The organism is Halalkalicoccus jeotgali B3 (genome assembly GCF_000196895.1).
GTDB classification, from domain to species: domain Archaea; phylum Halobacteriota; class Halobacteria; order Halobacteriales; family Halalkalicoccaceae; genus Halalkalicoccus; species Halalkalicoccus jeotgali.
Genome location: NC_014299.1, coordinates 309483 through 331643, shown reverse-complemented (window position 1 = coordinate 331643; position 22161 = coordinate 309483). Strand labels below are relative to the sequence as shown.

16 protein-coding genes and 5 pseudogenes are annotated in these 22161 nt (G+C 55.1%); 9 read left to right on the top strand and 12 right to left on the bottom strand.

From position 1 onward, the window contains the following. Positions 1 to 82 precede the first annotated feature (82 nt). Positions 83 to 409 (top strand): winged helix-turn-helix transcriptional regulator, encoded by a 327-nt coding sequence (locus HACJB3_RS17930; RefSeq protein WP_008413668.1) that lies wholly within the window; start codon positions 83 to 85, stop codon positions 407 to 409. Positions 410 to 417: 8 nt separating this feature from the next. Here the strand turns inward: HACJB3_RS17930 and HACJB3_RS19420 are convergent, their stop codons facing one another. After that, complete coding sequence (locus tag HACJB3_RS19420) at positions 418 to 852, bottom strand: DUF488 family protein, N3 subclade (protein ID WP_013199690.1); 435 nt, start codon at positions 850 to 852, stop codon at positions 418 to 420. A 187-nt stretch (positions 853 to 1039) separates the two neighbouring features. Between HACJB3_RS19420 and HACJB3_RS19415 the strand changes: the two are divergent. Continuing rightward, positions 1040 to 1364 (top strand): annotated as a pseudogene (locus HACJB3_RS19415) (DMT family transporter). 41 nt (positions 1365 to 1405) lie between these two features. Here the strand turns inward: HACJB3_RS19415 and HACJB3_RS17925 are convergent. Beyond that, positions 1406 to 2110, bottom strand: coding sequence for a TSUP family transporter (locus HACJB3_RS17925; protein WP_238532936.1), 705 nt, complete (start codon positions 2108 to 2110; stop codon positions 1406 to 1408). Between HACJB3_RS17925 and HACJB3_RS20030 the strand changes: the two genes are divergently transcribed. Continuing rightward, positions 2094 to 2474, top strand: coding sequence for a hypothetical protein (locus tag HACJB3_RS20030; RefSeq protein WP_162148000.1), 381 nt, complete (start codon positions 2094 to 2096; stop codon positions 2472 to 2474). The genes HACJB3_RS17925 and HACJB3_RS20030 overlap by 17 nt on opposite strands. An 18-nt stretch (positions 2475 to 2492) precedes the next feature. On the opposite strand, the gene HACJB3_RS19410 is transcribed toward HACJB3_RS20030, so the two are convergent. Beyond that, on the bottom strand, positions 2493 to 2954 hold the full coding sequence (locus HACJB3_RS19410) for a nucleoside deaminase (RefSeq protein ID WP_238532935.1): 462 nt from the start codon (positions 2952 to 2954) through the stop codon (positions 2493 to 2495). 357 nt (positions 2955 to 3311) lie between these two features. Here HACJB3_RS19410 and HACJB3_RS17915 point away from each other — a divergent pair, with 357 nt between their 5' ends. The 3 genes and pseudogenes from HACJB3_RS17915 to HACJB3_RS17910 all read left to right on the top strand — a co-directional run bounded on the left by HACJB3_RS17915 (position 3312) and on the right by HACJB3_RS17910 (position 6830). Next, entirely contained in the window at positions 3312 to 5633 is a 2322-nt protein-coding gene (locus HACJB3_RS17915) for an aminotransferase class III-fold pyridoxal phosphate-dependent enzyme (protein ID WP_049934773.1), read from the top strand. A gap of 92 nt (positions 5634 to 5725) precedes the next feature. Further along, a pseudogene (locus HACJB3_RS19405) lies at positions 5726 to 5905 on the top strand (helix-turn-helix domain-containing protein); the annotation flags it as partial. Positions 5906 to 5970: 65 nt separating this feature from the next. Continuing rightward, positions 5971 to 6830, top strand: a pseudogene (locus HACJB3_RS17910) (sulfurtransferase). 137 nt (positions 6831 to 6967) lie between these two features. Here HACJB3_RS17910 and HACJB3_RS17905 read toward each other — a convergent pair. Continuing rightward, a complete protein-coding gene (locus HACJB3_RS17905) occupies positions 6968 to 8275 on the bottom strand; it encodes an APC family permease (RefSeq protein ID WP_008413680.1) in 1308 nt (435 codons plus the stop codon). A gap of 201 nt (positions 8276 to 8476) precedes the next feature. On the opposite strand from HACJB3_RS17905, the gene HACJB3_RS17900 reads away from it, so the two are divergent. Both HACJB3_RS17900 and HACJB3_RS17895 read left to right on the top strand, forming a co-directional pair. Further along, entirely contained in the window at positions 8477 to 9415 is a 939-nt protein-coding gene (locus HACJB3_RS17900; protein WP_008413682.1) for an NADP-dependent oxidoreductase, read from the top strand. Between the two features lie 176 nt (positions 9416 to 9591). Further along, positions 9592 to 10758 (top strand): MFS transporter, encoded by a 1167-nt coding sequence (locus tag HACJB3_RS17895; RefSeq protein ID WP_008413683.1) that lies wholly within the window; start codon positions 9592 to 9594, stop codon positions 10756 to 10758. Between the two features lie 42 nt (positions 10759 to 10800). Here the strand turns inward: HACJB3_RS17895 and HACJB3_RS19400 are convergent, their stop codons facing one another. Further along, entirely contained in the window at positions 10801 to 11535 is a 735-nt protein-coding gene (locus tag HACJB3_RS19400; protein ID WP_008413685.1) for a uroporphyrinogen-III synthase, read from the bottom strand. Positions 11536 to 11626: 91 nt separating this feature from the next. Here HACJB3_RS19400 and HACJB3_RS17890 point away from each other — a divergent pair, with 91 nt between their 5' ends. Beyond that, positions 11627 to 12601, top strand: coding sequence for a deoxyhypusine synthase (locus HACJB3_RS17890; RefSeq protein WP_049934829.1), 975 nt, complete (start codon positions 11627 to 11629; stop codon positions 12599 to 12601). Between the two features lie 90 nt (positions 12602 to 12691). Here the strand turns inward: HACJB3_RS17890 and HACJB3_RS19395 are convergent. The 7 genes and pseudogenes from HACJB3_RS19395 to HACJB3_RS17850 form a co-directional block, all read right to left on the bottom strand. Then, positions 12692 to 14766, bottom strand: a pseudogene (locus tag HACJB3_RS19395) (heavy metal translocating P-type ATPase); the annotation flags it as partial. Between the two features lie 180 nt (positions 14767 to 14946). After that, positions 14947 to 15119 (bottom strand): annotated as a pseudogene (locus HACJB3_RS21365) (RNA-guided endonuclease TnpB family protein); the annotation flags it as partial. A 21-nt stretch (positions 15120 to 15140) separates the two neighbouring features. Continuing rightward, positions 15141 to 16298 carry an MFS transporter gene (locus HACJB3_RS17865; protein ID WP_008413694.1) on the bottom strand — a complete coding sequence of 386 codons (1158 nt, stop codon included), beginning with the start codon at positions 16296 to 16298 and terminating at the stop codon, positions 15141 to 15143. Positions 16299 to 16369: 71 nt separating this feature from the next. Beyond that, positions 16370 to 17113 carry a uroporphyrinogen-III synthase gene (locus HACJB3_RS17860; protein ID WP_049934767.1) on the bottom strand — a complete coding sequence of 248 codons (744 nt, stop codon included), beginning with the start codon at positions 17111 to 17113 and terminating at the stop codon, positions 16370 to 16372. A 477-nt stretch (positions 17114 to 17590) separates the two neighbouring features. Next, a complete protein-coding gene (gene gdhB / locus HACJB3_RS17855; RefSeq protein WP_049934765.1) occupies positions 17591 to 18892 on the bottom strand; it encodes a glutamate dehydrogenase GdhB in 1302 nt (433 codons plus the stop codon). Positions 18893 to 18894: 2 nt separating this feature from the next. Then, the gene (locus HACJB3_RS19865; protein ID WP_008413698.1) at positions 18895 to 19038 is read right to left on the bottom strand and encodes a rubrerythrin-like domain-containing protein; all 144 of its coding nucleotides are present in this window, start codon (positions 19036 to 19038) and stop codon (positions 18895 to 18897) included. Positions 19039 to 19155: 117 nt separating this feature from the next. Then, positions 19156 to 22032, bottom strand: a complete 2877-nt coding sequence (locus tag HACJB3_RS17850; RefSeq protein WP_008413699.1) for a bacterio-opsin activator domain-containing protein — start codon at positions 22030 to 22032, stop codon at positions 19156 to 19158. Positions 22033 to 22161 lie beyond the last annotated feature (129 nt).

Genomic DNA, 22161 nt, shown 5'->3' with positions numbered 1-22161 from the left:
TCGTTGACTACCACGGTTGGATCCCTAAATGGGGTAGTAATTTTGAAGGTAGTTGCTTCAGTATAGTGAACAAAGTAGTCTCATGGGAATCGATACAGATCTTCCGGATTCGACTGAGTGGAGCGGAATCTGGGAGATGCTCGGCTGCAAATGGACGTTCCACATCCTGCGGTTGCTGGCCTGCGACGATGTGCAGTTCAATCAGATCAAAAACAGTATCGACGGGTTACCAGCGAGCACGCTTTCGACGCGGCTCAAGAATCTTCAAGAAGTGGACGTTGTGGTTCGTACGGTTGACGAAGCAGCTACACCACCGACCGTCTCGTATGCGTTGACTGAGAAGGGTACTGAGCTCGCTGAGATCATCATGCAGATCGAGGAACTCGAACGGCGGTATGCCCACGACTAACCTACCGACTACAGCCGGCCAGTGATGTGTTCTCTGAGAAGCGTTCGATGACATCGTTTCTGACTGGTGTTCTCGAAACAGACTAACACAAGGTGTTCCTCGTTCCGAAGCCGATCAGTAAGTTCAGCGACTGCGTCCTGGGCATTTGGAGCTTCGGTGAGATGTGTTTGGTACCGATCTTCGAATCCGATCCCGTCCCAGGCAGCATTATGCGCGCCTTCGTCGCATAGCCCCTGCATTTTGAAATCCTCGTGACGCTGTTTGAAACCATTAAGGAGATCTTCCGGAGGGCCGAGTGCAGGAAAGTTCTCGTCGATTGTCGTTCTGAACCAGCCGGTCGGCCGTCGAACTACCCCCACGAGTGTGGCTTCCGGAGAAACGTCCACGAGATCATACTGTAGCGCTGCAACATAGGTGTCCTCGAGGAGGCCGGAGGTAGTCATGATTACTATCTCAAGGGTAGCAGGCTAGGATAGTGAAACTCCCGGTGACAGTCGCTGTCCACTGGCTATGGAATATTGTTTAGTATAGCACTGGGTCGGAGAGCTTACATTGGGCAGAAATTGACCGCGATCCACTACTCTTAATATCGAAAGCCATAGCCTACGGAGTGAGAAAAAGGCTAAAGAGATGTCGTGGTTCGTTCTTTCGTCGCTGGACTATTTGAGATTGCTTGGGCGATTGGGTTAGAATATTCTGACGGGCTCTCGGAACCGCTCCCAACGGTGGGTACAGTTGTTGCGCTCATCATCAGTATGGTGTTGCTCGCGAAGGTAGTCCAGGATCTACCGATCGGAACCGTGTATGCTGTCTGGACGGGAATTGGCGCCGTCGGAACCGCTTCGCTCGGTATCATCATATTTGATGAGCCAGCAACGAGTGCTCGCCTTCTCTTCATCTCTGTGATTATTTTTGGATCGTCGGTCTTCATCTCGTCTCTGGGGACACTAGCTAACTTGAATTCAGTGAATGCCCCAGTTCACCTTATAAGAGCACTTAGACGATTGCGTTGATCATAAGTTGACCGGCCATGAGCAAGAGTACCCCCTTAACGACCACCTCAAAAATATCATTGGGGATGTGCGGTCGGAAACAGGACCCCAAGGCGAGGCCAGTGAGGACAAGTATCGCTGCGACACCACCAAGGATGAACTTTCGAACGCCAAAGCGACCAGCGACAATAAGTGCTGGAAGACGCACTATCTGTGGGACAACAAATGCGGCAGCCATTCCGCTGACGAATACCGAACGTGGTTGGTCTCGCGTATGCAGGTATAGGTACGGCACTGCCGGTGGGCCTGCTGCGCCGAATCCGCCACCAAGAATGCCGGTCGCGACGCCGGACGCGATGCCGTATCCTGGTCGCTGGACGAAATTATACGCACGGGATTCGTATCGCTGCATCACCAAGAAAACAATAATATAGCCGCTCAAGACTGTATAGAGGGCGGTAGTGGATACGACGAGCAGGCCGAGCACGCCGAGAATTGCGCCTGGGATGAGCAGGAGGAAAAATGCTGCATGGGCACGCAAGAACCGCCACGAAATCCCCGTGGTAACCAATAATCCGACCTCGGACAAGCCGATCGGAAGAACCAGGATCATTAGCGTCGGCTTCGCCGGAAACAGTTGCAGCAATAACGTTGCTGAGACCAGTCCGACACCGAATCCGAGGGTGCCTTTGATGAATCCCGCCAGCACAAGGATACTAACAGCAAGAAGAAGTGGGACGATAGGAGTTAACGGAGGAAGAGGAGGCATCCCTGGGCCTGGTCGTTTTGTTCGTGGCCTTATTGAAGCTACTGCACCTCCAATCGGTGCTGGCACCAACTCTATCATGGCTACCTGCACTGTGTGTTGTGCGCGCCGACTTATCATTCATCAGATTGTACTGGATGAACAGGATTTTTCTCATGGCAATCACTATCCAATCTGTTCTATGCTAAGTGATACACCTGTTCTTGGCACGAATATTATACACTTCTGGTCGTCGATTTCAGCGATTCGTTTGGTCGGGTTTCCTGCTATTAACACCAAACTGCTGATCGCTATCCTCGGTATCTAAAAATCCGATGTCACGTACTCACCAGTCAAATTCTTGGTGAATTCGTCGTCCTTCATCGTTCAACACGGGTCCAACGACTTCACTGATTCCGTCAAGAATCTCTGCGGAACGGACTGTTGGCTCAATCCCCGTGAACACCGCAATTCCATCACTTCCGACACTGTAGACAACGCGCCCGAACCCAGCTGTCGCCATCCCGCTAGCACACATCGGACAGGGTCCGGTACTCGTATACATTACCATCGCAGCGCGTTCGTCGGCGTCGTACTCTCGGCACGCACGGTACGCGAGATGGAGTTCGGGATGGCGTCGGATATCGTCCTCCGTAATCTCGCGGTTCGAATCGCTCATGATGATTGTATCGTCGCGGACGAGCACGGAGCCAAATGGTTTGTCGCCACGGGCGGTAGCCTCTTGCGCGAGTTCGAAAGTCTCGCGCATATGTTCGTCGTGATTAAATTCGTCGAAGTTGAGTGTCACAGCTGTATAGTAGTCGCTGCGGATGAGATACGTGTTTGGAACGTCGATTGAGAGTGTCGTTAGGACGGAGAACGATCCCTGCCCGCTGGCCCATCCTTCGAGAGGTGACGACACTGATCGAAAATGCCACCGAATAATTTTGATCGACGACATCGAGACAAGCTAATAGTCGCCTCGGAGGCGGCTCGGGAGTGTTCTACATGTTCCCCGAGAAAGGTTGTGCGGACGGCTCATCCGAATCACGAGCGTTACGTAGCTACTCCTTATCCAGTGTAGAGTTTCTCGCGCTCCTCCAAACTTTTAACCCCTATTCATCACATCTCAGTGTATGGGTTTTACCCCCCAGGTGGCTAAGGGATGAATAACAATCTGCACGGGTCCGAGCCTATCCTTACCGACCCACCAGAAATCGATGCCGTGAGCGCTTCGAAAATCGCTGAACGCAACTTTGGAAAAAGTGGCACTGCGTTAGAGCTGGGTGGGGAGCGAGACCAAAACTTTCGCATAGACACAAATTGCGGAAATCGGTTTGTTCTGAAGATTTTCAATCGGGCGGATGATCCTGGGGTGCTGGATTTTCGGACACAGGCGATTCAACACATTCAGCGCACGGACCTCGATCTGCCGGTCATGAACATCGTTCCAACACTCGATGGCGACCCCTGGACATCGATTTCTGAGAACGGGGATACCTATTTCGGGCAGCTGTACACGTTTGTCTCAGGACAAAAAGCTTCACTTGCCGACTTTGATGACGATGCGTTGTTTGCGTATGGTGAGAGCATTGCGCGGACGGGGCAGGCGTTGCGGGGCTTTTTCCATCCCGATGCTCAGTACGATATTCTGTGGGATCTCCGACATGCATCGGATTTCCGGTCGGTGCTCGACACTATCAGTGATGATCGGCGACGCGCTACTGCCGAGCTCGTGCTCGATCGATTCGACGAGCGGGTGGCCCCCGAATTCGAGACGCTCCGTGCGCAGGTCGTTCATAATGATCTTGGGCCGGATAACGTTCTGTTTGATGACAACGATCGGGTGAGCGGGATTACAGACTTCGGTGATCTCACCTACACGGCACTCGTGTGTGACCTCGCGGTCGTGCTCACGAACGTGATGAACCGTCACGACAACCCGATTTCAGCAGCACAGTCAGTTGTCAAGGGATACGTTAGTGTGACACCCTTAGAGGAAGCTGAACTCCGTCTATTGCCGGATCTCGTATTGACACGACTCGCCGTTCGGGGCATCATGCACGTATGGCAGCGTGAGAAATACGAACACAATACCGACAATGTAAGCGACCTGTGGGAATCGCTAATCACATTCGAAGAAATCGGTTCAGACGTGATCGGGCGTCACCTGCGTACTGCCGCCCTCGGAGGCAATGTACCATATTCCCGGAGCGAAACGTCGGAGTTGCTTTCGCGGCGGCGGCAGGTTCTCGGCTCGGCCCGGCTGTCCTATTGTGACCCCGTGCATTTTGTGGCTGGCGATGGGGTCTGGTTGTTTGATCAGTCCGGCCAGCGCTATCTCGATGCGTACAACAATGTGCAAATCGTGGGGCATGGAAACGCCGATGTAGCGGCTGCCATTGCGGGGCAAGCTCGGACATTGACTACTAATACTCGGTACTTGCACGAAGCAGTTGTCTCTCTCTCTGAGCGACTGTTAGCGACGATGCCTGCCGAATTCGACAGGGTTCTACTGGTCAACTCGGGGAGTGAAGCGAACGATATCGCGTGGCGTCTGGCAACCGCATTGACCAATCGGGAAGGCGCTATCGTGACCGAACACGCGTACCACGGGATCACCGAGGCGACGACACGGTTATCACCGGAGGACTGGCCAGCCGAGGACCAGCCAACTCACGTCGAAGCTGTCCCCCCACCAGTCGACCAGTCCAATCACCACGGGAGGACGGCTGATTCCGCAGAACTGATCACCGAGGCGCTGAACTCACTTGAGACCCGAGACACCGAGCTCGCTGCGTTTCTATTCGATCCCTTGTTTACGAGCACTGGCATTCTCCCACCAGACACGGAACAGTTACGCCAGATGGTTGATCGCGTGCATGAGGCAGGTGGATTAGTGATTGCCGACGAAGTACAGGCCGGGTTCGGTCGAACTGGCTCGAATATGTGGGGATTTCAGGCGGCAGACATTGTTCCTGATATCGTCACGATGGGCAAACCGATGGGCAATGGTCACCCTGTCGCGGCCGTGGTAACCCGATCGAATATCGTTTCAGCACTTAGGGATGACCCTGGGATATTCAGCACCTATGGAGGGAATCCGGTGTCATCAGTAGCGGCCCTCGCCGTGCTTAATATTATTGAAGAGAACCAGTTGTTGGAACATGCCGACGCAGTCGGGAAATATCTACAGACGGGATTAGCACAATTGTCTGCGGAATACGATCTTATTGGTGAGATCCGTCGGAGTGGGTTGATGATCGGTGTTGAACTTGTCCAAGACACAGAGCCATGGACACCGGCGACCACCGCGGCAACAGATATCGTCAATCGACTTCGGCAGCACCGAATCCTTATTGGTTCGACTGGAAAGCACGGAAATATTTTAAAAATTCGTCCCCCACTTGTGTTTAAGCAATCGCACGCAGACCGTCTTCTGGACGCGCTCGATACCGTACTCGGCAGTTTTGACGATACGGCCTAGCACGATACGAGCTAGTCCAATCTGCTGGTGTGGCACCTGTTCAACGGGAATTTCGCTATCCGCGCGGTCCTAGCTAACCGTCGCAAGAAACTGCGCTCCGCACAGCCGTCTCCGCGGGGTATTATGTCCCACCACGGCAGATAACGTTCTACGAGCTCGCTGCCGAACTTGAGATCCCTCGATCGATGCTCTCCTACCGGCTTCGGCAAGCCGAGTCAACCCTCATCCACCGATTCGTCGATAGGGACGAAACCACCCGATGGCTCAAATAGCTAAGCCGGTGTGACAGCAGGAAATTAATGCGTCTGCCGTCGAGTCCTCAGATTGAACTACTTTTATCACCGACGCAGTCGTCTCTGCTGGGTGGCTCGTCGACCAACTTGACGAGGTGCAGAAGGACGACCCGTCGATACGCTTACTCGAAGTCGACATCGATCCCAGCAACTACGAGCGGGAACATATCCCCGGTGCGAGCAAGGTCAATTGGCATACTGATCTCCAAGACTCGACGACGTTCGACGTGCCAACCGAAGCGGCTTTTGAGGACCTCGCGGGTGAGCTTGGGATTACTCCGGATTCGACGGTCGTCTTCTACGGCGATATGATGAATTGGTTTGCCGCGCACGCCTATTGGCTCTTCACGTACTACGGACACGCCAACGTCAGTCTGCTCGACGGAGGACGGGATTTCTGGGAGACGCGTGATGCCCCACTCACGACCGAGGAGCCGGCGTTCACACCGCAGTCGTACTCTATCGATACTCGGCAACCGGGAATCCGAGCTGACCGTCCCGATGTCATGGATGCGCTTGAACAGGGGACAACCCTCGTCGACGTTCGAACGCCCGAGGAATTTCGTGGTGAAATACTCGCTCCGCCCGGGTGGAACGAGGGTGTCCAGCGCGGTGGACATATTCCCGGGGCATACAACATTCCGTGGAATCAGGTCGTCGAGAGTACCGGCTGCTTCAAAGCCGAAGACGAACTTCGTGCGGTGTACGAGGAACACGGTATCGACGGGAATGAGGACGTGATCACGTACTGCCGTATCGGTGAACGGTCTGCACTCACGTGGTTTGTCTCCACGAGATACTCGGATACGAAGACGTCCGGAACTACTACGGGTCGTGGGTTGAGTGGGGGAATACCGTGGGGGCACCGATCGAGAAGGGTAAACGCACGTCCCTTAGGAACTGACCGACACCGGGGGAAGTGTACCCTAAAGAATGCTCACGTCCCTCTTCTTCGCAGATGAATCGGTCACGTAGCGGGATTGTTGTCCTACCGATTAGTGGATTGATATCGTAATCGACGCCGAAAATAGTGGTTGCCACTCAGAGACGGTGCTCGAGGTCGCGGGCTTCTGCGAGAATCGACGACCGTTCGAAATACAGTAGCTCTGTGGTGATGACCGCAATTGCAATGGCGAGTACTGTGACGAACACCGCTGGTTCGGCCGTTGCGAGATGGTACAGGAGGCCCACGATAGCCCCACTCGCTCCCAGGCAACCGATCGCCGGGAGCAGGGCCGTTACGACCGACTCTCGTTCGAGAAACGCCAACAGACTGAGGCCGCCGAAGATGCTGATGAACGACAGTGATGCAAACGAACTGATTGCGTTGAGGCTTCCCAAACTGCTGAGCAGCGCTGTCAGTACGCCGAGTACGAGCAGTGGCCGGACTGGCTCGTCGCTATTGCTACCATGGAGTTCGTTTGGGAGCAAATCGTCCGCGACAAGCATCTTCGAGAGACGTGAGGCACTGAACAACGTCGCGTTGAGCGCACTCCCGGTCGAAAACAACGCCGCTACGGAAATCAGAAGAAAGCCGAATTGGCCGAGGAACGGTTCGGCGGCGACTGCGAGGGCCGTTTCAGAGTTCTGCTGGATGACCTGTGTACTCACCAGATTTGTCGTCACGACGGCGACGATGACGTAGAGTGCGGTTGCGCCCACGATCGAGCCGTAAATCGCCTTCCTGATGGTTTGTTGGGGGTTTTCAATGCTGTTTTGATCAAAGAGGAGGAGTTCCCAGCCTTCGAACGCGACAAATCCGATGGCAGCAGCCAGCAATGCGCTCACTTCCAGGTTTCCGAGCCCAGACCGAATCATTCCCTGCTGAAATCCATAGTAGAGTCCGCCGAGACCGAACACAAGCAGAATGAGCACCTTGAGACCGACGAGTACGTCTTCGGTTCGTCCTGACGCGTGTGCCCCCGCGAGATTGAGACCCACAAACACGATGATAGCGAGCAGCGTGATAAGTGAGCGAAGTGGAAGCCCGACGACCGATTCGACACCCACCAATTCAGCGAAATACCCGCCGAAGGCGTAGGCGTACAGCGACATCGTTCCCACGTACCCTGCAATGAACGTCCAGCCGGTCATGCCAGCGAGCGTCGTACTCCCGGTAAACTGCTCGACGTAGGCGATCGGATTCAACTGCCCGTCGGCCTGTGCGTTGAGCCGCAGCGCAGAGTAACCAGCGCAAAATGCAATGACGCCAGAAGCGACGAACGCCAGCCATGCGGCAGGCCCGGCTTCGACAGCGACAACACCAAGTACCGCGAAAATCCCACCTCCAACCATCCCACCGATCGCCATTGCGAGTGCTTCGCCTAACGAGATCTGATCGGATGACATCCTGTCATGAGAGTCACGCTCATGGTATAAATTCAATTTCCCATGCAGTCGCTTGACCACGACACGAACCGGATGTCAGCGTGACGATTCCAACCAGAACTTCGACGCTTGCCTTGAGATTTCTCGTTTCGATCTCCATCTGCATAGATAGGGGGAATTGTTCGAGCGTTTAATGGAGCGGTGGAGTGAACTCTGAATGAGATGAAGGCTGTTCGCATTCACGAGTTCGGTTCGCTGGATGTTCTCAGGTACGAGGATGCTCCCCGTCCGGATCCGCTCGATGATGACGTTCTTGTTCGAGTTCACGCAGCGGGTGTCAATCCAGTCGACTGGCGGATTCGTCAGGGAATGCAGCTGGTATCGATGCTGCCGGAGAATCCCTTTCCCCTCATCCTCGGGATGAACGTATCTGGCGTCGTTGAGGAGGTTGGCGCGTCAGTCACTGAATTCGAAAGTGGCGATGCCGTGTTCGGTGTCAATGGCTTCCCGGAGTTAGGTTCCTATGCAGAGTATTCGTCCACACCTGCCGAGCAACTAGCCCCGAAACCTGAATCGCTCGACCACGAGGAGGCAGCTGGCGTGCCGGTCGTCACGCAGACCGCCTGGCAAGCGCTATTCGAGTATGCTGATTGCACGGCCGACCGGCGGGTGCTCATCCACGGCGCAGCCGGTGGTGTTGGCCACATGGCCGTCCAATTGGCGAAATGGAAGGGGACCGACGTAATCGCTACGGCGTCGGGGTATAGTGAAGACTATCTCCGAGAATTGGGCGTCGACGAGTTCGTTAACTACCGCGAAGAGCGCTTCGAATCAGTGATTGACGATGTCGATATCGTGGTGGATACAGTCGGGGATGAAATCCCAACACGCTCAGTGGACGTACTCAAGGAAGAGGGAGTATTCGTCTCAGTTGTTGGACAACCATCCGACGCTCTCACCACCAACCACGATATCGACGTGGAAGTGGTAAGTGGGCGGTCGAATTCACCGTCGCTCCTAACCACCATTAGCGAACTGATTGACGCTGGGGAGGTGCGGCCCACTATCAGTGCCGAATTCCCACTCGAAAATGCAGCTCAGGCACACGAAATAGGTGAGACAGAACACGTCCAAGGGAAACTCGTTCTCAGCGTTGCCTGATTCGTCGTATCGTACATCGAATTGAGATCCGTCGGCTCCATCCGTGGAAGCTGCTACTTCACTCAAATCAGTACATGCAATAGAGGTAGTATATTCATCCAACACCGATTCAGCGTGACCACCTCTTAGTAGCGGATGACTTACGGGGCACACTTACCGAGAAACTAATAGAACGAATGAAATGGATACGTAAACTCCGGAACTCGCCAGCAGCAGCCGTGATTTTTGCGAGCACGCTCGTCGCTGTCATGGGTGTCTCACTTATCAGTCCTGCACTTCCAGCAGTCCAAGAGGCATGGGACATTTCGGAGGCACAAGCCAGCCTGTTGTTGTCGGCGTTCACGCTCCCCGGCATATTTCTCACCCTCCCGATTGGACTGCTGACCGACCGAATCGGTCGGAAACCGATTTTAATTCCCGCGCTTGTCGTCTTCGGACTCAGTGGGGGCGGCATCATCTTCACTTCCGATTTCACCCTGATCTTGGTACTGAGAGCGATTCAGGGAGCGGCGAGTAGTGCAATCGCGATGCTGACGGTCACACTCCTCGGGGACCTCTATTCCGGTGAACAACGGCGAGTGCTGATTGGGACCAATGCGGCGATTCTCGCGATGGGTGCTGCTGGCTATCCGTTACTCGGCGGTGCGCTCGCAACAGTCGCTTGGTCGGCGCCCTTTGCGTGTTTCCTCCTCGCGCTGATCGTCGCTGTACCCGGCATAACCTTGCTCGAGGAGCCACAGCGCGACGAGAACAATACGAATTCGAGTATCCGTGCATTCCTCACCGGGCCCACATCGATGACTCCCTTCGTCGTGCTCTATCTGGCAATCTTCGGTATTTTTGTCATCCTCTACGGCGCGCAACTCACCGCCGTTCCGTTTTTGCTCGCCAACGAATATCAGCTCTCTTCAGCCGGTATCGGTCTTCTCGTGGGATTACCCGCGGTTACGATGGGAGCGACAGCAATGCAAGGTGATCGCGTGCTTCGGTCGCTCACGAGCTTCCAATCGATAGCGCTTGGATTCGTGAGTTATGGGATCGGACTCGTCGGCGTCGCCGTCGCGGACTCTATATACGTAGTTGCTGGCGCACTCCTTCTATTCGGACTTGGTCAAGGACTTGCAGAGCCGATTACGGATACGGCACTCAACGAACGAGCACCGGACGAATTCCGCGGGAGCATTATGAGTATTCGGACAAGTGTTCTCAGACTCGGCACGACGGTCGGTCCGCCGCTTAGTGTCGGGGCTGCAGCACTGTTCGGCTATCGTCAAACCCTGTTAGTGTCTGGTACCGCTGCCTTCTTGATCGGAGTAACGTGGTTTACGGTGAGACGTCAGTGAACACTCAAAGTCAGCTAACAGATTGGAGACGGAATGTGTTCATTAGTGGGTATCCAGAATTCGACGTACGGTGATCTCGGCAAGCTGTGTGAAACCCACTGTATCCGGCATAACATCGACAGCGATCCCACGCTTGTCGACAGCACGTTTTGTTGGTGCTCCTATCGCTCCAACAATCGTCTCCTCTAGCTCGCGTTGGAGTGCAGCGACAGCGTCACGTTCAGTCGCAATTTGAACGAAGTGCTCTACCGTCTTTGGCGAGGTGAACAGTATACCATCCAGCTTACCGTCTACCGCAAGTGAGACCGACTGTCCCGCAGTCTCCGGTCGTTCCAAGCGATATAAGCATATTTCGCTGACAATTGCACCAGCTGCTTCCAGTCCTTCAACAAGTACTTCGCTGCCGTGTGCACTCCGAGCAAGTTCAACGATTTGGCCCTCGACATCAGTAGATAACTCGTCGACGAGTCCTGTGGATGTGAACGTCGATGGAACGATATCGACTGAATAGCCCCGATTGCATAATGCGGTTGCAGTCTGATCTCCGACAGCACAAACAGTGGTTCCTCGTTGTTTCCATCCCGCTGTCGCAGCTAGATCGACACCGGTCTCGCTTGTGAAGATACAGTAATCCGCATGTTGGGGAACCTGACCGGTCGGTGTGATTGCCAGCATCGGGTCTGGAATCGGGGATACATCGAGTGTCTGGAGATACTCGACCGCCTCAACGATACGGCTGTCGTCGGGTCGGAGAACAGCCACCGTCGGCTGGGACATATTGAACAGTTAGCCGATGCTGGACTTGTGTGTATCGAGAATCGGCGACCAGTCTCGAACGATTCAAACCGGCATCCTGCTAATTGCCGGTATGGACGAGGAGTCTCACGACCACGTTGTTCCGGGAAGTGATGAAGAGTTGACCACGCCAGACGTGCAGGGCTACGACTTCCGTGGCGAATTCGATTTTCAGAAGATGCTGGAAGCGTATGCAACGACGGGCTTTCAGGCGACGCAACTCGCAGAGGCCATCGACATCGCCGAGCAAATGCAAGACGCCGATGCCACGATCTATCTCACATGCACGTCGAATATCATTTCGTCGGGATTGCGTGAAGTCGTCGCCTACCTCGTTCGTGAAGGGTACGTCGACGTGCTTATCACGACCGCGGGATCGCTGGCGGAGGATGTTATCAAAACGGCGAAGCCGTTCAAAATGGGAGAGTGGGATGCGGACGAGGCCGCGCTCCGGGAACAGGGAATCAACCGTCTTGGGAATCTCTTTGTTCCTTCCGACCGATACGTCTGGTTGGAGGAGTACCTGTACGACTTCTTCGAGGAGTTCTTCGCCGACGAAAAGGTCCGAACGCCGACGGCGTTTGCCCGCGAGTTAGGGGAGACACTCGACGATCCCAATTCGATCCTGAAGCAAGCGGCGGACAACGACGTTCCCGTGTACTGTCCGGCGCTGACGGACGCTGAAGTTGGGAACTTTCTCTACTATTACAGACAGGGATACGACTCGGAGGTCGGCATCGAAATCCTCGACGATTATGACTCGCTTATCGAGGACGGGATGCTTGCTGACACGACAGGTCTGATCGCAGTTGGAGGGGGCGTCCCGAAACACCACGCGATTATGACAAATCTGTTCCGTGGCGGGGCGGATTACGTCGTCTACATCTCGACTGGTATGGAAGGGGATGGCTCACTCTCTGGAGCGCCCCCGAACGAGGCAGTATCGTGGGGAAAAATCAAAGACGATGAGCGGACGAATTACACGCAGGTTGAAGCAGAAGCAACGCTCGTCTTCCCACTGCTTGTAGCGGGTGCTTTCAGCGAGTGAGTGCGATCTGCTGATTAAACTGGTGCTGTAGCAGACTGTAGATAGAAAGCGTAGCAGGCTGGTTACAGTTGATGCTTGGCGGTCGACCGTTCAGTCCGAGTGTGCGGGAGATCCAAGTTGATCGTTGCCTTCGCTAGAGTCGGTTGCAGTCACCTGATCTCCGTTCGCCGAGAACAGGCGGCGCTTCGAGTTGAAGACGACGATGAGACTACTGATCGCCATCATAACGGCGGCGATCAACGGCGTGATCACGCCGGCCATTGCCAATGGGAGCGCGATCGTGTTGTAGCCAGCCGCCCAGACGAGATTTTGTTTGATTCGGTCTCGCGTTTCACTCGCCAGCTCGAAGACCTCGGGAACGGCGTCGAGCCGGTCGTCCAGTACCACTGCGTCGGCCGCCTCGATCGCCAGATCGGTGCCGCTTGAGACTGCGATCCCGAGGTCCGCGCTCGCGAGTGCGGGCGCGTCGTTCGTTCCATCGCCGATCATTGTTGTCGTTCCGCGCTCACGAAGTCCCTGGACAATCACCTCCTTCGACTCGGGGCGCACGTCTGCGAATACGTGATCGACTGCTGGATGGTTCGCAAACGTCTCGGTCATCCGCTCGTCGTCGCCGGTCAGGACGACGATTTCCCGGTCCGCGTCCGCGAGATCGGAAACCACACGTTCCCAGTTCTCGCGCGGCGTATCTCGGACCGTGACGATCCCTCGGACGACGCCCTCCCAGGCAACCGCCGTGGGATGAGTGCACGACTCGTAGGCGTCCGTGACGGCTGCCTCGATCTCCGCGGGAATCGTCCACTCGTCAGCGTCGAAGGAGTCTGGATGACCGATAATCACGCGAGTATCGTCGACGAGCGCCGACATGGTACGGTCGGCGCGCTCGAAGCTTAACACAGAGCGTGTGGTCAGCGGGGCGGCATCGTCAATCGCAGCAGCGATAGGATGGCTCGACTGGCGTTCGACGGCGGCCGCCACCGCGAGCACTTCATCGGGATCGTCGCCAACGACGTCCACAAGCTCCATCGCCCCCGTGGTGAGCGTTCCTGTCTTGTCGAACACAACGACTGAGGAGTCGTCGATCCGTTCGAGCACTGTCTCGTTGAGAACGAGAATTCGATTGTCGGTGACATCGCGGGTGGCCGCCGCGAGGGCAAGCGGGGTAGCGATCCCGAGCGAGCACGGACACGAGACCACCAACACGGAGACACCGGCCATTATAGCTGTATTCGGGTCGTTGCCAAGGACGAACCAGCCAGTGGCAGTCAGCGCGGCGAGTCCGAGTACGAACGGAACGAACAGTACTGCAAAGCGATTGACAATGTGTTGGACGCCTGTCGCAGAACTCTTGACGTTCCAGAGGAGTTCGACGAGGCGATCCATCGTGCTGGTGTTTTCCGGACCAACTTCGACGACGATCGCATTGTCAGTAAGGATCGACCCGCCGAGTACGCTGTCCCCGACGGACTTTCGCTGTGGGAGAGATTCACCCGTGACCAGCGCCTCGTCAATCGCGGCGGTCCCGTCGGCAATCTGGCCGTCGACTGGGACTCGTTCGCCAGGTTTGACTAACAGTTGATCGCCAGGCTCACACGCTTCAATGTCGATGGTTTCGGTGGCCTCGCTGTCGTCGTCGAGCCGGCGGGCGTCATCGACGCGTGAATCAGTGAGGTCAGCGCGATTGCCGAGTGCAGCGCGTTTGACGCGTGACTCGAGATGGTTGCCGATTGGACGACCGCGAGCACCATCACTGCGACGTCGAAGTATGGATCGCGCCCGCCCGTGAGATAGGTGGCCATCGAGTAGAGATACGCTGCGAGTACCGCGATGGCGATCAACACGTCCATGTTCGGGCGACCGACTTTCAGGCACACATAGGCCCCGCGGAAGACCGGGTATCCGAGCCCGATAACGATGAGTGTGCTCCAGACCGCTAGCGGCCCGAACACCATCGCCTCAACGGTACTCCCGTAGAGAAAGCTCTCGGGATAGATGCCGAGCTATACCGGATAGATGAACAGGACGTAGAGAATCAACACGGGCATCATCAGTACCGCCGCGAGTACCGCACGGTATTTGCCGAATTCGACGCGCGAGCGCAGCGAGTCGTTTTCCTCGTCGGGACCGTGGGCCTGATAGCCCAGTCGACTTATTGCAGCGGCGATTTGCTGAAGCAGATATTTTGAGCATCGCTGCAGCACTCGAACGATCTCGGCCGTGGACGGATCAGTATCCTCTGCGGTGAACCGATTTAGGGTCAAGAGATTCGAAACATGAAGTGTCTCATCACCACAGAAGATCGAAGATTTTCCGAACGACCCCAATGCTTTCCATGGATTCCCGTTCTATGCCTCAGCAGAGGCAGGGGTACGCTCTCTGCTCACGTTCAGGTTCCCGCGATTTAAGCGCACATCTACAGATGTGTCTCCCTCGCCTGTGTTTTGTCTGCGACCGAGAGGCTGCAATCCGATATTCTTCGCCGGGTTGTAATCCTGTAATTCTCATATTCACACTGCTCTCGAGATACTCGGACGACTCTTTATGGCGGACGAAGAAGCAACGCACCGAATCCTGCAACGACCGCCAATATACCACCGACGAGGAACGTCATCGACCAGGAGGTCATTGTGATGAGGACGCCGGCGAGTACACCACCGGCGACGCCCCCACCGACTTTCCCGAGATAGACCAACGCATAGTTGGTCGAAGAGTGTGCTTGGCCGTAGTAGTCACCAACGATGCTCGGGAAGAGAGCGAATTGCGGGCTCCAGAAGAACGTTGCAATGATGACAGCAAGGATGAATCCCAGACTGGAACCAATTTGTCCGAACCAGACGAGCAAGAATAAGCCAACTCCTGTCAAGATTGATGAAATAGCGATCGCCCACTTGCGGTCGACCCAATCGGAAACACCACCCACTACGATTCGACTGATCCCGCCGACAAGAGCGAGGACTGTTGCTGAGACAGTTCCAACAATCGCTGTGAGTCCAAACTGTTGAGCGAACGAAACAACCTTTGCAGTCAGCATCAGTCCCGCCGTATTCACAAAAGCAAACATGCCCAGCAACGTCCAAAACTGCCACGTTCGGACCATCTCACGCCAGGTGAACCCTTCTTTCTCCGTCGTTGTTGGATTTTCGGGTGTCGCAGCCGTGGTCGATGTCTCTTGGCTCCAGCCAGCGGGTGGATCTCGGAGGACAACCGCGCCACAGATAACGCCAACTCCGATGAGGACACCTATATTTCTAAGGACGCCAGAATACGCCCCTGGTGTCGCATTGGCACGGACGTAAGGAATGAACACGGCACTCCCAGCAGCAAATGCCATGGTTCCAATGCCGGTCGTAAGTCCTCGATGATCAGGAAACCACTTCAACGCGGAATTGATTGCGACTGTATATACAATACCGACACCCACAGCCCCGAGCGAGTACAGCATATATATCTGCCAGATGGCAGTCGCGTACGCGAGTCCGAGATAGCCGCCACCAGCGAGAACGCCGCCAAGAAGACTAATTCGACGGGGACCGTGAGTATCTCGCCACCATCCGACCGGGAATTGGGAGAGCGATTGAAAAGCGACAAACAACGTAAAGACGAGTCCGAGTGCTGGGAGTGGGATGGACAAGTCAGTTGCCAGTGGCCCCTCTATCGAGGACCAAACGTACTGGTACGGGCTAACCAGCGCCATCATTACAGCTGCTGCGACGATCTGCCACCATCGAGAAAATCCAAGAATCTCTTGTGCACGCTTGGGAAGTCCACTCATCTGTTTGATGCCCTATTTCTAACCTCTTGGACAGTGAGTCCAGCTAATTGCTCGAAATCTACCGACTCCGGTATAATATCGACTTCCAGCCCATTGTCACGTATCGCACGTGCCGTCGGCGCGCCGATTGCTCCGACGACTGCCTCCTCTAGTCCACGTTTGAGTTCCGTCACATCAGCTTGCTCTGTAGCAATCTCGAAAAAGTGGTCGACCGTTCTCGATGACGTGAATAGAACTCCATCCAATTGGCCGTCGATTGCAAGTGAAACGGATTGACCAGCGGTTTCCGGTTTCTCTAACTGATACAGCTGCGTCTCATGGACATCTGCACCGGCGGACTCCAATCCTTGGGGCAATACGTTGCTGCCATTTGCGCTGCGAGCAATCTCGACAGTTGATCCACTGATCTTATCAGCGAGCGCCTCAACGAGACCGGCAGATGTGAACGTCGACGGCACAATATCCACTGGGTAACCGTTAACTCGTAATGCCGAAGTGGTCTGCTGGCCGACGGCACATACTGTTCCCCTACCAGGCTCCCAATCTTGATCGGCAGCTATCTGTACCCCAGTCCGGCTTGTGAAAACGTAATAATCTGCCGCCGCTGGCATCTCTCCGGTTGGACAGACCGTGAGCATGGGATCTGCAACTGGTGAAACTCCACGTAAACGGAGATACTCAACTGCCTCATCGATACGATCGTCATCGGGTCGGAGGACAGCTACTGTTAGCTTGCTCATATCTTAAAGGTGGTTGTATTGGAATTAATGTGTAGCAGTCAGCAGGATCCGTCATTTTCTGGGTTCTACACCGATCCGAGTGCTACAAGCCAAGACAGGACTGGACCGGCTGTGAATCGGACCGTGGCTACGCCAAAACCGAAGGCAATGAGACTCATCAAGAGGACAAACTCCGCGTTGGCATCCTTCACACTTGTAAGAAGTGTGAGTGATATGAGTGATCCAGAGAGGAGACAGATGAATCCTCCGATGCCAAAGCTCAGAATCATGAACACAGGATCTGAGAAACTCAGAAATGGGAATGGGGGCATATAGATACCAGCTATATGGAGAACAATGCCGATGCAGAGATACCCAACAAAACCGACCACTGTCACTGCGCTCCCAACTGTTGACAGCCGAAATACTCGATAAAGCTCTCGTTCAAGCGGCGTCGATGGATGCCACGTCCGCAGAGCAGAGGGGTAAGTCATCTGGCTACGGCCAGAGCCCTCGTGCTTCGTGTGCCTCTGCGATGCGGGACAGTGCGACGATATAGGCTGCATCACGCCAGGTAACATCGCGTTGCTCGAACTTTACTCGAACCGCATCCCATGCGGCCTGCATCTCAGCTTCGAGTTCATCATTCACCCGTTCAAGCGACCACGATCGCCGATTGATGTCTTGAAGCCACTCGAAATAGCTCACTGTGACACCGCCAGCGTTGGCAAGAATATCGGGCACCACTGCAACGTCTCGCTTAGCAAGGATCGAATCAGCCGTGGACGTCGTCGGGCCGTTTGCCCCTTCGACGACGAGATCTGCCGCAATCGCCTCTGCGTTCTCTTTGGTGATTACATTCCCGAGTGCTGCAGGAATGAGCACGTCGACGTCGAGCGTGAGCAATTCGTCGTTCGAAATGACGGTGTCAGCATACGTCGTGACTGCTTCCGGTTCCTCGTCATGTGACGGGACGGACGCCGTATCGATTCCGTCTGGCTCGTACATCGCTCCATTCACGTCGCTGATGGCGACGATGGTCGCACCCCAGTCGTCAAGGAGGCGGGCCGCATTTGCCCCAACGCTTCCATAGCCTTGGACTGCGACCGTCGTATCTTCAAGCTGGCGGTCGTAGTACTCACAAACCAATTGCGTGATGATCGCAACGCTTCGTCCCGGAGCCTCTTCACGGCCTTCACTTCCGCCAACGACTGGCGGCTTGCCAGTGACGACACCCGGTGTCGTTTCGCCTTCTTGCATCGAGTACGCGTCCATTAGCCACGCCATCGTCTGCGGATCGGTCCCCATGTCCGGGGCTGGGATATCTTGGTTGGGGCCGATAACGTCCCGAAGCTCTTGTGCAAATCGCCGGGTAAGCCGCTCTTTTTCCCCGGGACTCAGCTCCTTTGGGTTGACAGCGATGCCACCCTTCGCGCCTCCAAACGGGAGGTCCATGACGGCACACTTCCACGTCATCCACATTCCGAGCCCGACACACTCGTCTCTGGTCACGTCGGGGTGGTATCGAAGACCTCCTTTAAACGGGCCTCTGACACTATCGTGTTGTGCTCGGTAGCCAGTAAACACCTCGACCGTGCCATCATCCCGTTTGATTGGAATCGCTACTTCATGGACTTTCCTTGGATGCTTGAGCCGCTCGACGATATTCGGACCGATATCCAGACGATCCGCAGCATGATACAGCTGCCGGCGAGCCGTTTCAAGTGACGATTCTGACTCAGTTAATTCCGTTGTCGCTTCACTTGACTCGTTGTGCGTAGTATCAGTTTGAGAGACCATGATTATTCGAGTGGCACCTGTCGGTTTCGAAGTGGACCGTTACAGTCGGGACAGCGTCCGGGGCTGGTTGTTGCGATGATAATGCTGCCACACCGGAAGCACTCATATGCCGTCTCCTCGTTTGATTCTGATTTGACATCTCTCATAGTGAGTTCACGAGTGCTGCCAGGGAATCCAGCGCACTCTATAAAGACGTAATGAGTGTATTAGGGAATATTCGGTAGTTGACTATCAAACCCAATCTGAAGAGGATGGCTAGTTATTTAACCTACAACGGAATCCGTGATAGAGCGGTTGTTCTCCTCGAACAGCGTTGCAAACAGTTTCCGCTGGACGGTGCGAGCATGCTTATAGAATGCAGGCGGGGAGATTCCTAATGTCTCAGCAACCTCCTCGCCTGTCCGTTCGCGTGGTGATTCGAAGAACCCGCTATAGTATGCTGTCTGAATTACCTCCAGTTGTCGCTCAGTCAGTTTCTTGAGGAATGTCGAGTAGAGATCCTGCTCTATCGACTGATTAAGCGTCTGCTTCGACCGAAGTTCGACAGCAGAGAACGATTCACGGACGAGCTGTGTGATCGTTCTGCTGTCAATCCTATCCGGGATATCGATGACAAGCGTTGTCGAGGTTGGATTAGCAGTTGCCTCGCGGAAGACGGCCCCATGATCGGCGAGTTCTAAGGCGAGGAACGGCTGTGCAAGCCGCAACCGGAGGACGCCCCCCTCACCATCTGCACTGATTTGCTGTACGTCGTCGAGTGCGACCAGCTGTGAGGCCGCTTCAGCAACATCCTCCAGAGACGCGTCTTCGACCGTAACGAACACATAACTCCCCTCAGTCGATTGCTGAACACCACCTTGGTACGAAAGAGTACACGCCGCATCCTTTGCAAGTCGTGAAAGGATGAACGCCGAGTCGTCGATGGAGAACTCGACGCGAGTTATTGATGTCGTGAGCAAAGCGTTCTTCCGTTCAATCGCACTGAGTGCCGACGCGATGGTTTCACCGAGTTCGGCCAAGACAGCCTTCGCAGTATCGTCAAACGCATCTTGTGTCGGTGCATAGACCGTCAATACGCCGTGCGTGAGCTCGTTGTATACGAGCGGAATACTCAACACGGAGAGATAGTCGCGAGCGAGAGCGTCCTTTCGCCATACTTCGTCGCGAAGGCCAGCAGCAACGTTTGAGATCATTGTCGCGTCGCCAGTCGCCGCGGTTTGCCCGGCGGGATCTGTCCCTGAGGCTGCGACGGAGAATGATTGACTATCCAGATACCCCTGGTCGGTTCCTGCCCAGGCTCGAGGGTCGACGGTGTCGGACATTGGATCGATCGTCCCGATCCAGGCGAATCTAAACCAGTCGTTGGCGGTCAACAGCTTACAGACGGTATGGTCGATTTCCTCGCGTGTTTCAGCTTGGACGAGGGCCTGATCGATCTCTCGAATTGTCTCATTGATGCGATTCAGAGCGGTCAATTGCTCGTTTTGTGCTCGGAGTGTTCGGTCTTGTTCCCGGAGTCGTGATTCCCGTGTGATGCGGTCGAGAGCTGCCTCAGCGGTTGCGGCGAGTAGGTCGGCCAGTTCTCGGGTCACGTCATCGAAGACTCCCACTTCGTTTGAGCCAGCGATGAACACGCCATGGTTGCCGAGTGGGATATAGATCGCACTCCGGAGGTCTGTCGCCCTGTTTTTGAGCCGGCTTGCGCTGTGGACATCGTCAAAGAACAGTGACTCGTCCTCGACGAAACTGTAACTCGGGAGGGTTTCCTCATTAGCACGCACGGTCGGAAGCGGTCCGTTCAGTTCTTTCAACCTCGCGGAGTGTGCTGCAGGACGGAGTTCGTTCGCATCAGCATCAAAGAGATAGACGGCACTCGCATCGAGATTGAGCACACCGGGCGTGTCATCAACAACGTGCTGTGCGATTTCCTGGTGCGTTTCGGTGTACAGGAAATCCCGGGCGGTTTCGTGGAGGGTTGCCAGTGCTTCCTCCCGTTGCTTGCGCTTTGTAATGTCTCGACAACTAAAGAGAATGGTCCCATCCTGAATCGAGACCTCGCGAACGTTAACCAACAGCGTGTGTTCACGGCCAGCTTTGTCGGTCGCCGTCGTCTCGATGTTCTTGAGGACTCCCTCTTCAGCGAGTTCGTCTCGGTCGAATAGGTCCTCGCCGAGGAGCTCATGGATGGGTCCTTGTTCACGAATCTCCGCGGCCGTATACCCGAAGATGAAGTGGACGTTGGGGCAGACGTAGGTGTATTCCCCGGTTTCGTTCGTGATGAGGACCGTATCGGTCATATTGTTGAGCGTCACGCGGTGGAGTTCCTCGGATTGGCGGAGATTCCGTTCGAGATCAACGCGTTCGGTGATATCGACGCCTTCCACGACGATTGAGACGAGATCGCCCCGTTCGTTCTTGACGGGGCGCACAGAGAGATCGATCACGCACGGGTTGTCGATATGCGATGGCTGTGAGATAACTACATTCCCGAACGTACCGTCGAGTGCGTTCTCTACAATCTGGTGGACCTCCGCTTCTGTCGCATCGGTCTGTGACCACCACGGGAGTGTCCAGAATGGCTTGCCAACGATGGCTTCGACATCCTCGTCTATCATTTCCCGTGCTGTCTGGTTTACTCGAGTAAGGGCACCATCCGGATCGAGTACCCACGTCGCCGTTTGTGAATCGTTGAAGATTGCATCGAACTGTCTGGCTCGGTCTCGCTGTGTGGCTGATCGCTGTGCGGACCGGACTGCTCGTTCAGTTCGATCCAGCAGATCAGCCACCAACTGATCAGTCGACTCCGTTAGTGCAACGTAATCAGTAACTCCGGCTCCGATGGCCTCACTGGCGACGGCTTCACTTCCAGAAGCTGTGCCAACTATCACAGGGAGCGCGGTGGTTTCGGTCCGGATCTCTCTGAGCAAGTCGAGGCCAGTTGTCTCCTCTGGTGCGTACTCGCTGATGAGGCAGTCTATGGTCTCCCTCTGGAAAACTTCAAGCGCTTCCGCTTTGGTCTGAACCCTCTGTACAGTTGCATCAGTCTGTGTATTGACCACTGTAGCGAACTGTGTGACCCACTCACTTGTTCCAACGAGCAAGACAGTCGATGAATCGAGGATGGCTGGAGAACGCGGCATTATTCGATATTCGAGTGCCTGCGGGAATACAGCTGGATGTCGATTCGGGCCCACCTCTGTTGTGCTAAATTGAGATTTATGCTCATCGCTAGTTAACTATCTAACCTACGAAGGACAAAGACGTTTGCT

What these genes read in the sequence shown, in the direction of transcription:
- HACJB3_RS17930 (WP_008413668.1), top strand. Translation starts at nt 83, where the DNA reads ATGGGAATCGATACAGATCTTCCGGATTCGACTGAGTGGAGCGGAATC.
- HACJB3_RS19420 (WP_013199690.1), bottom strand. Translation starts at nt 852, where the DNA reads ATGACTACCTCCGGCCTCCTCGAGGACACCTATGTTGCAGCGCTACAG.
- HACJB3_RS20030 (WP_162148000.1), top strand. Translation starts at nt 2,094, where the DNA reads ATGAATCCCGCCAGCACAAGGATACTAACAGCAAGAAGAAGTGGGACG.
- HACJB3_RS17915 (WP_049934773.1), top strand. Translation starts at nt 3,312, where the DNA reads ATGAATAACAATCTGCACGGGTCCGAGCCTATCCTTACCGACCCACCA.
- HACJB3_RS17905 (WP_008413680.1), bottom strand. Translation starts at nt 8,275, where the DNA reads ATGTCATCCGATCAGATCTCGTTAGGCGAAGCACTCGCAATGGCGATC.
- HACJB3_RS17900 (WP_008413682.1), top strand. Translation starts at nt 8,477, where the DNA reads ATGAAGGCTGTTCGCATTCACGAGTTCGGTTCGCTGGATGTTCTCAGG.
- HACJB3_RS17895 (WP_008413683.1), top strand. Translation starts at nt 9,592, where the DNA reads ATGAAATGGATACGTAAACTCCGGAACTCGCCAGCAGCAGCCGTGATT.
- HACJB3_RS19400 (WP_008413685.1), bottom strand. Translation starts at nt 11,535, where the DNA reads ATGTCCCAGCCGACGGTGGCTGTTCTCCGACCCGACGACAGCCGTATC.
- HACJB3_RS17890 (WP_049934829.1), top strand. Translation starts at nt 11,627, where the DNA reads ATGGACGAGGAGTCTCACGACCACGTTGTTCCGGGAAGTGATGAAGAG.
- HACJB3_RS17865 (WP_008413694.1), bottom strand. Translation starts at nt 16,298, where the DNA reads ATGATGGCGCTGGTTAGCCCGTACCAGTACGTTTGGTCCTCGATAGAG.
- HACJB3_RS17860 (WP_049934767.1), bottom strand. Translation starts at nt 17,113, where the DNA reads ATGAGCAAGCTAACAGTAGCTGTCCTCCGACCCGATGACGATCGTATC.
- gdhB (WP_049934765.1), bottom strand. Translation starts at nt 18,892, where the DNA reads ATGGTCTCTCAAACTGATACTACGCACAACGAGTCAAGTGAAGCGACA.
- HACJB3_RS19865 (WP_008413698.1), bottom strand. Translation starts at nt 19,038, where the DNA reads ATGAGAGATGTCAAATCAGAATCAAACGAGGAGACGGCATATGAGTGC.
- HACJB3_RS17850 (WP_008413699.1), bottom strand. Translation starts at nt 22,032, where the DNA reads ATGCCGCGTTCTCCAGCCATCCTCGATTCATCGACTGTCTTGCTCGTT.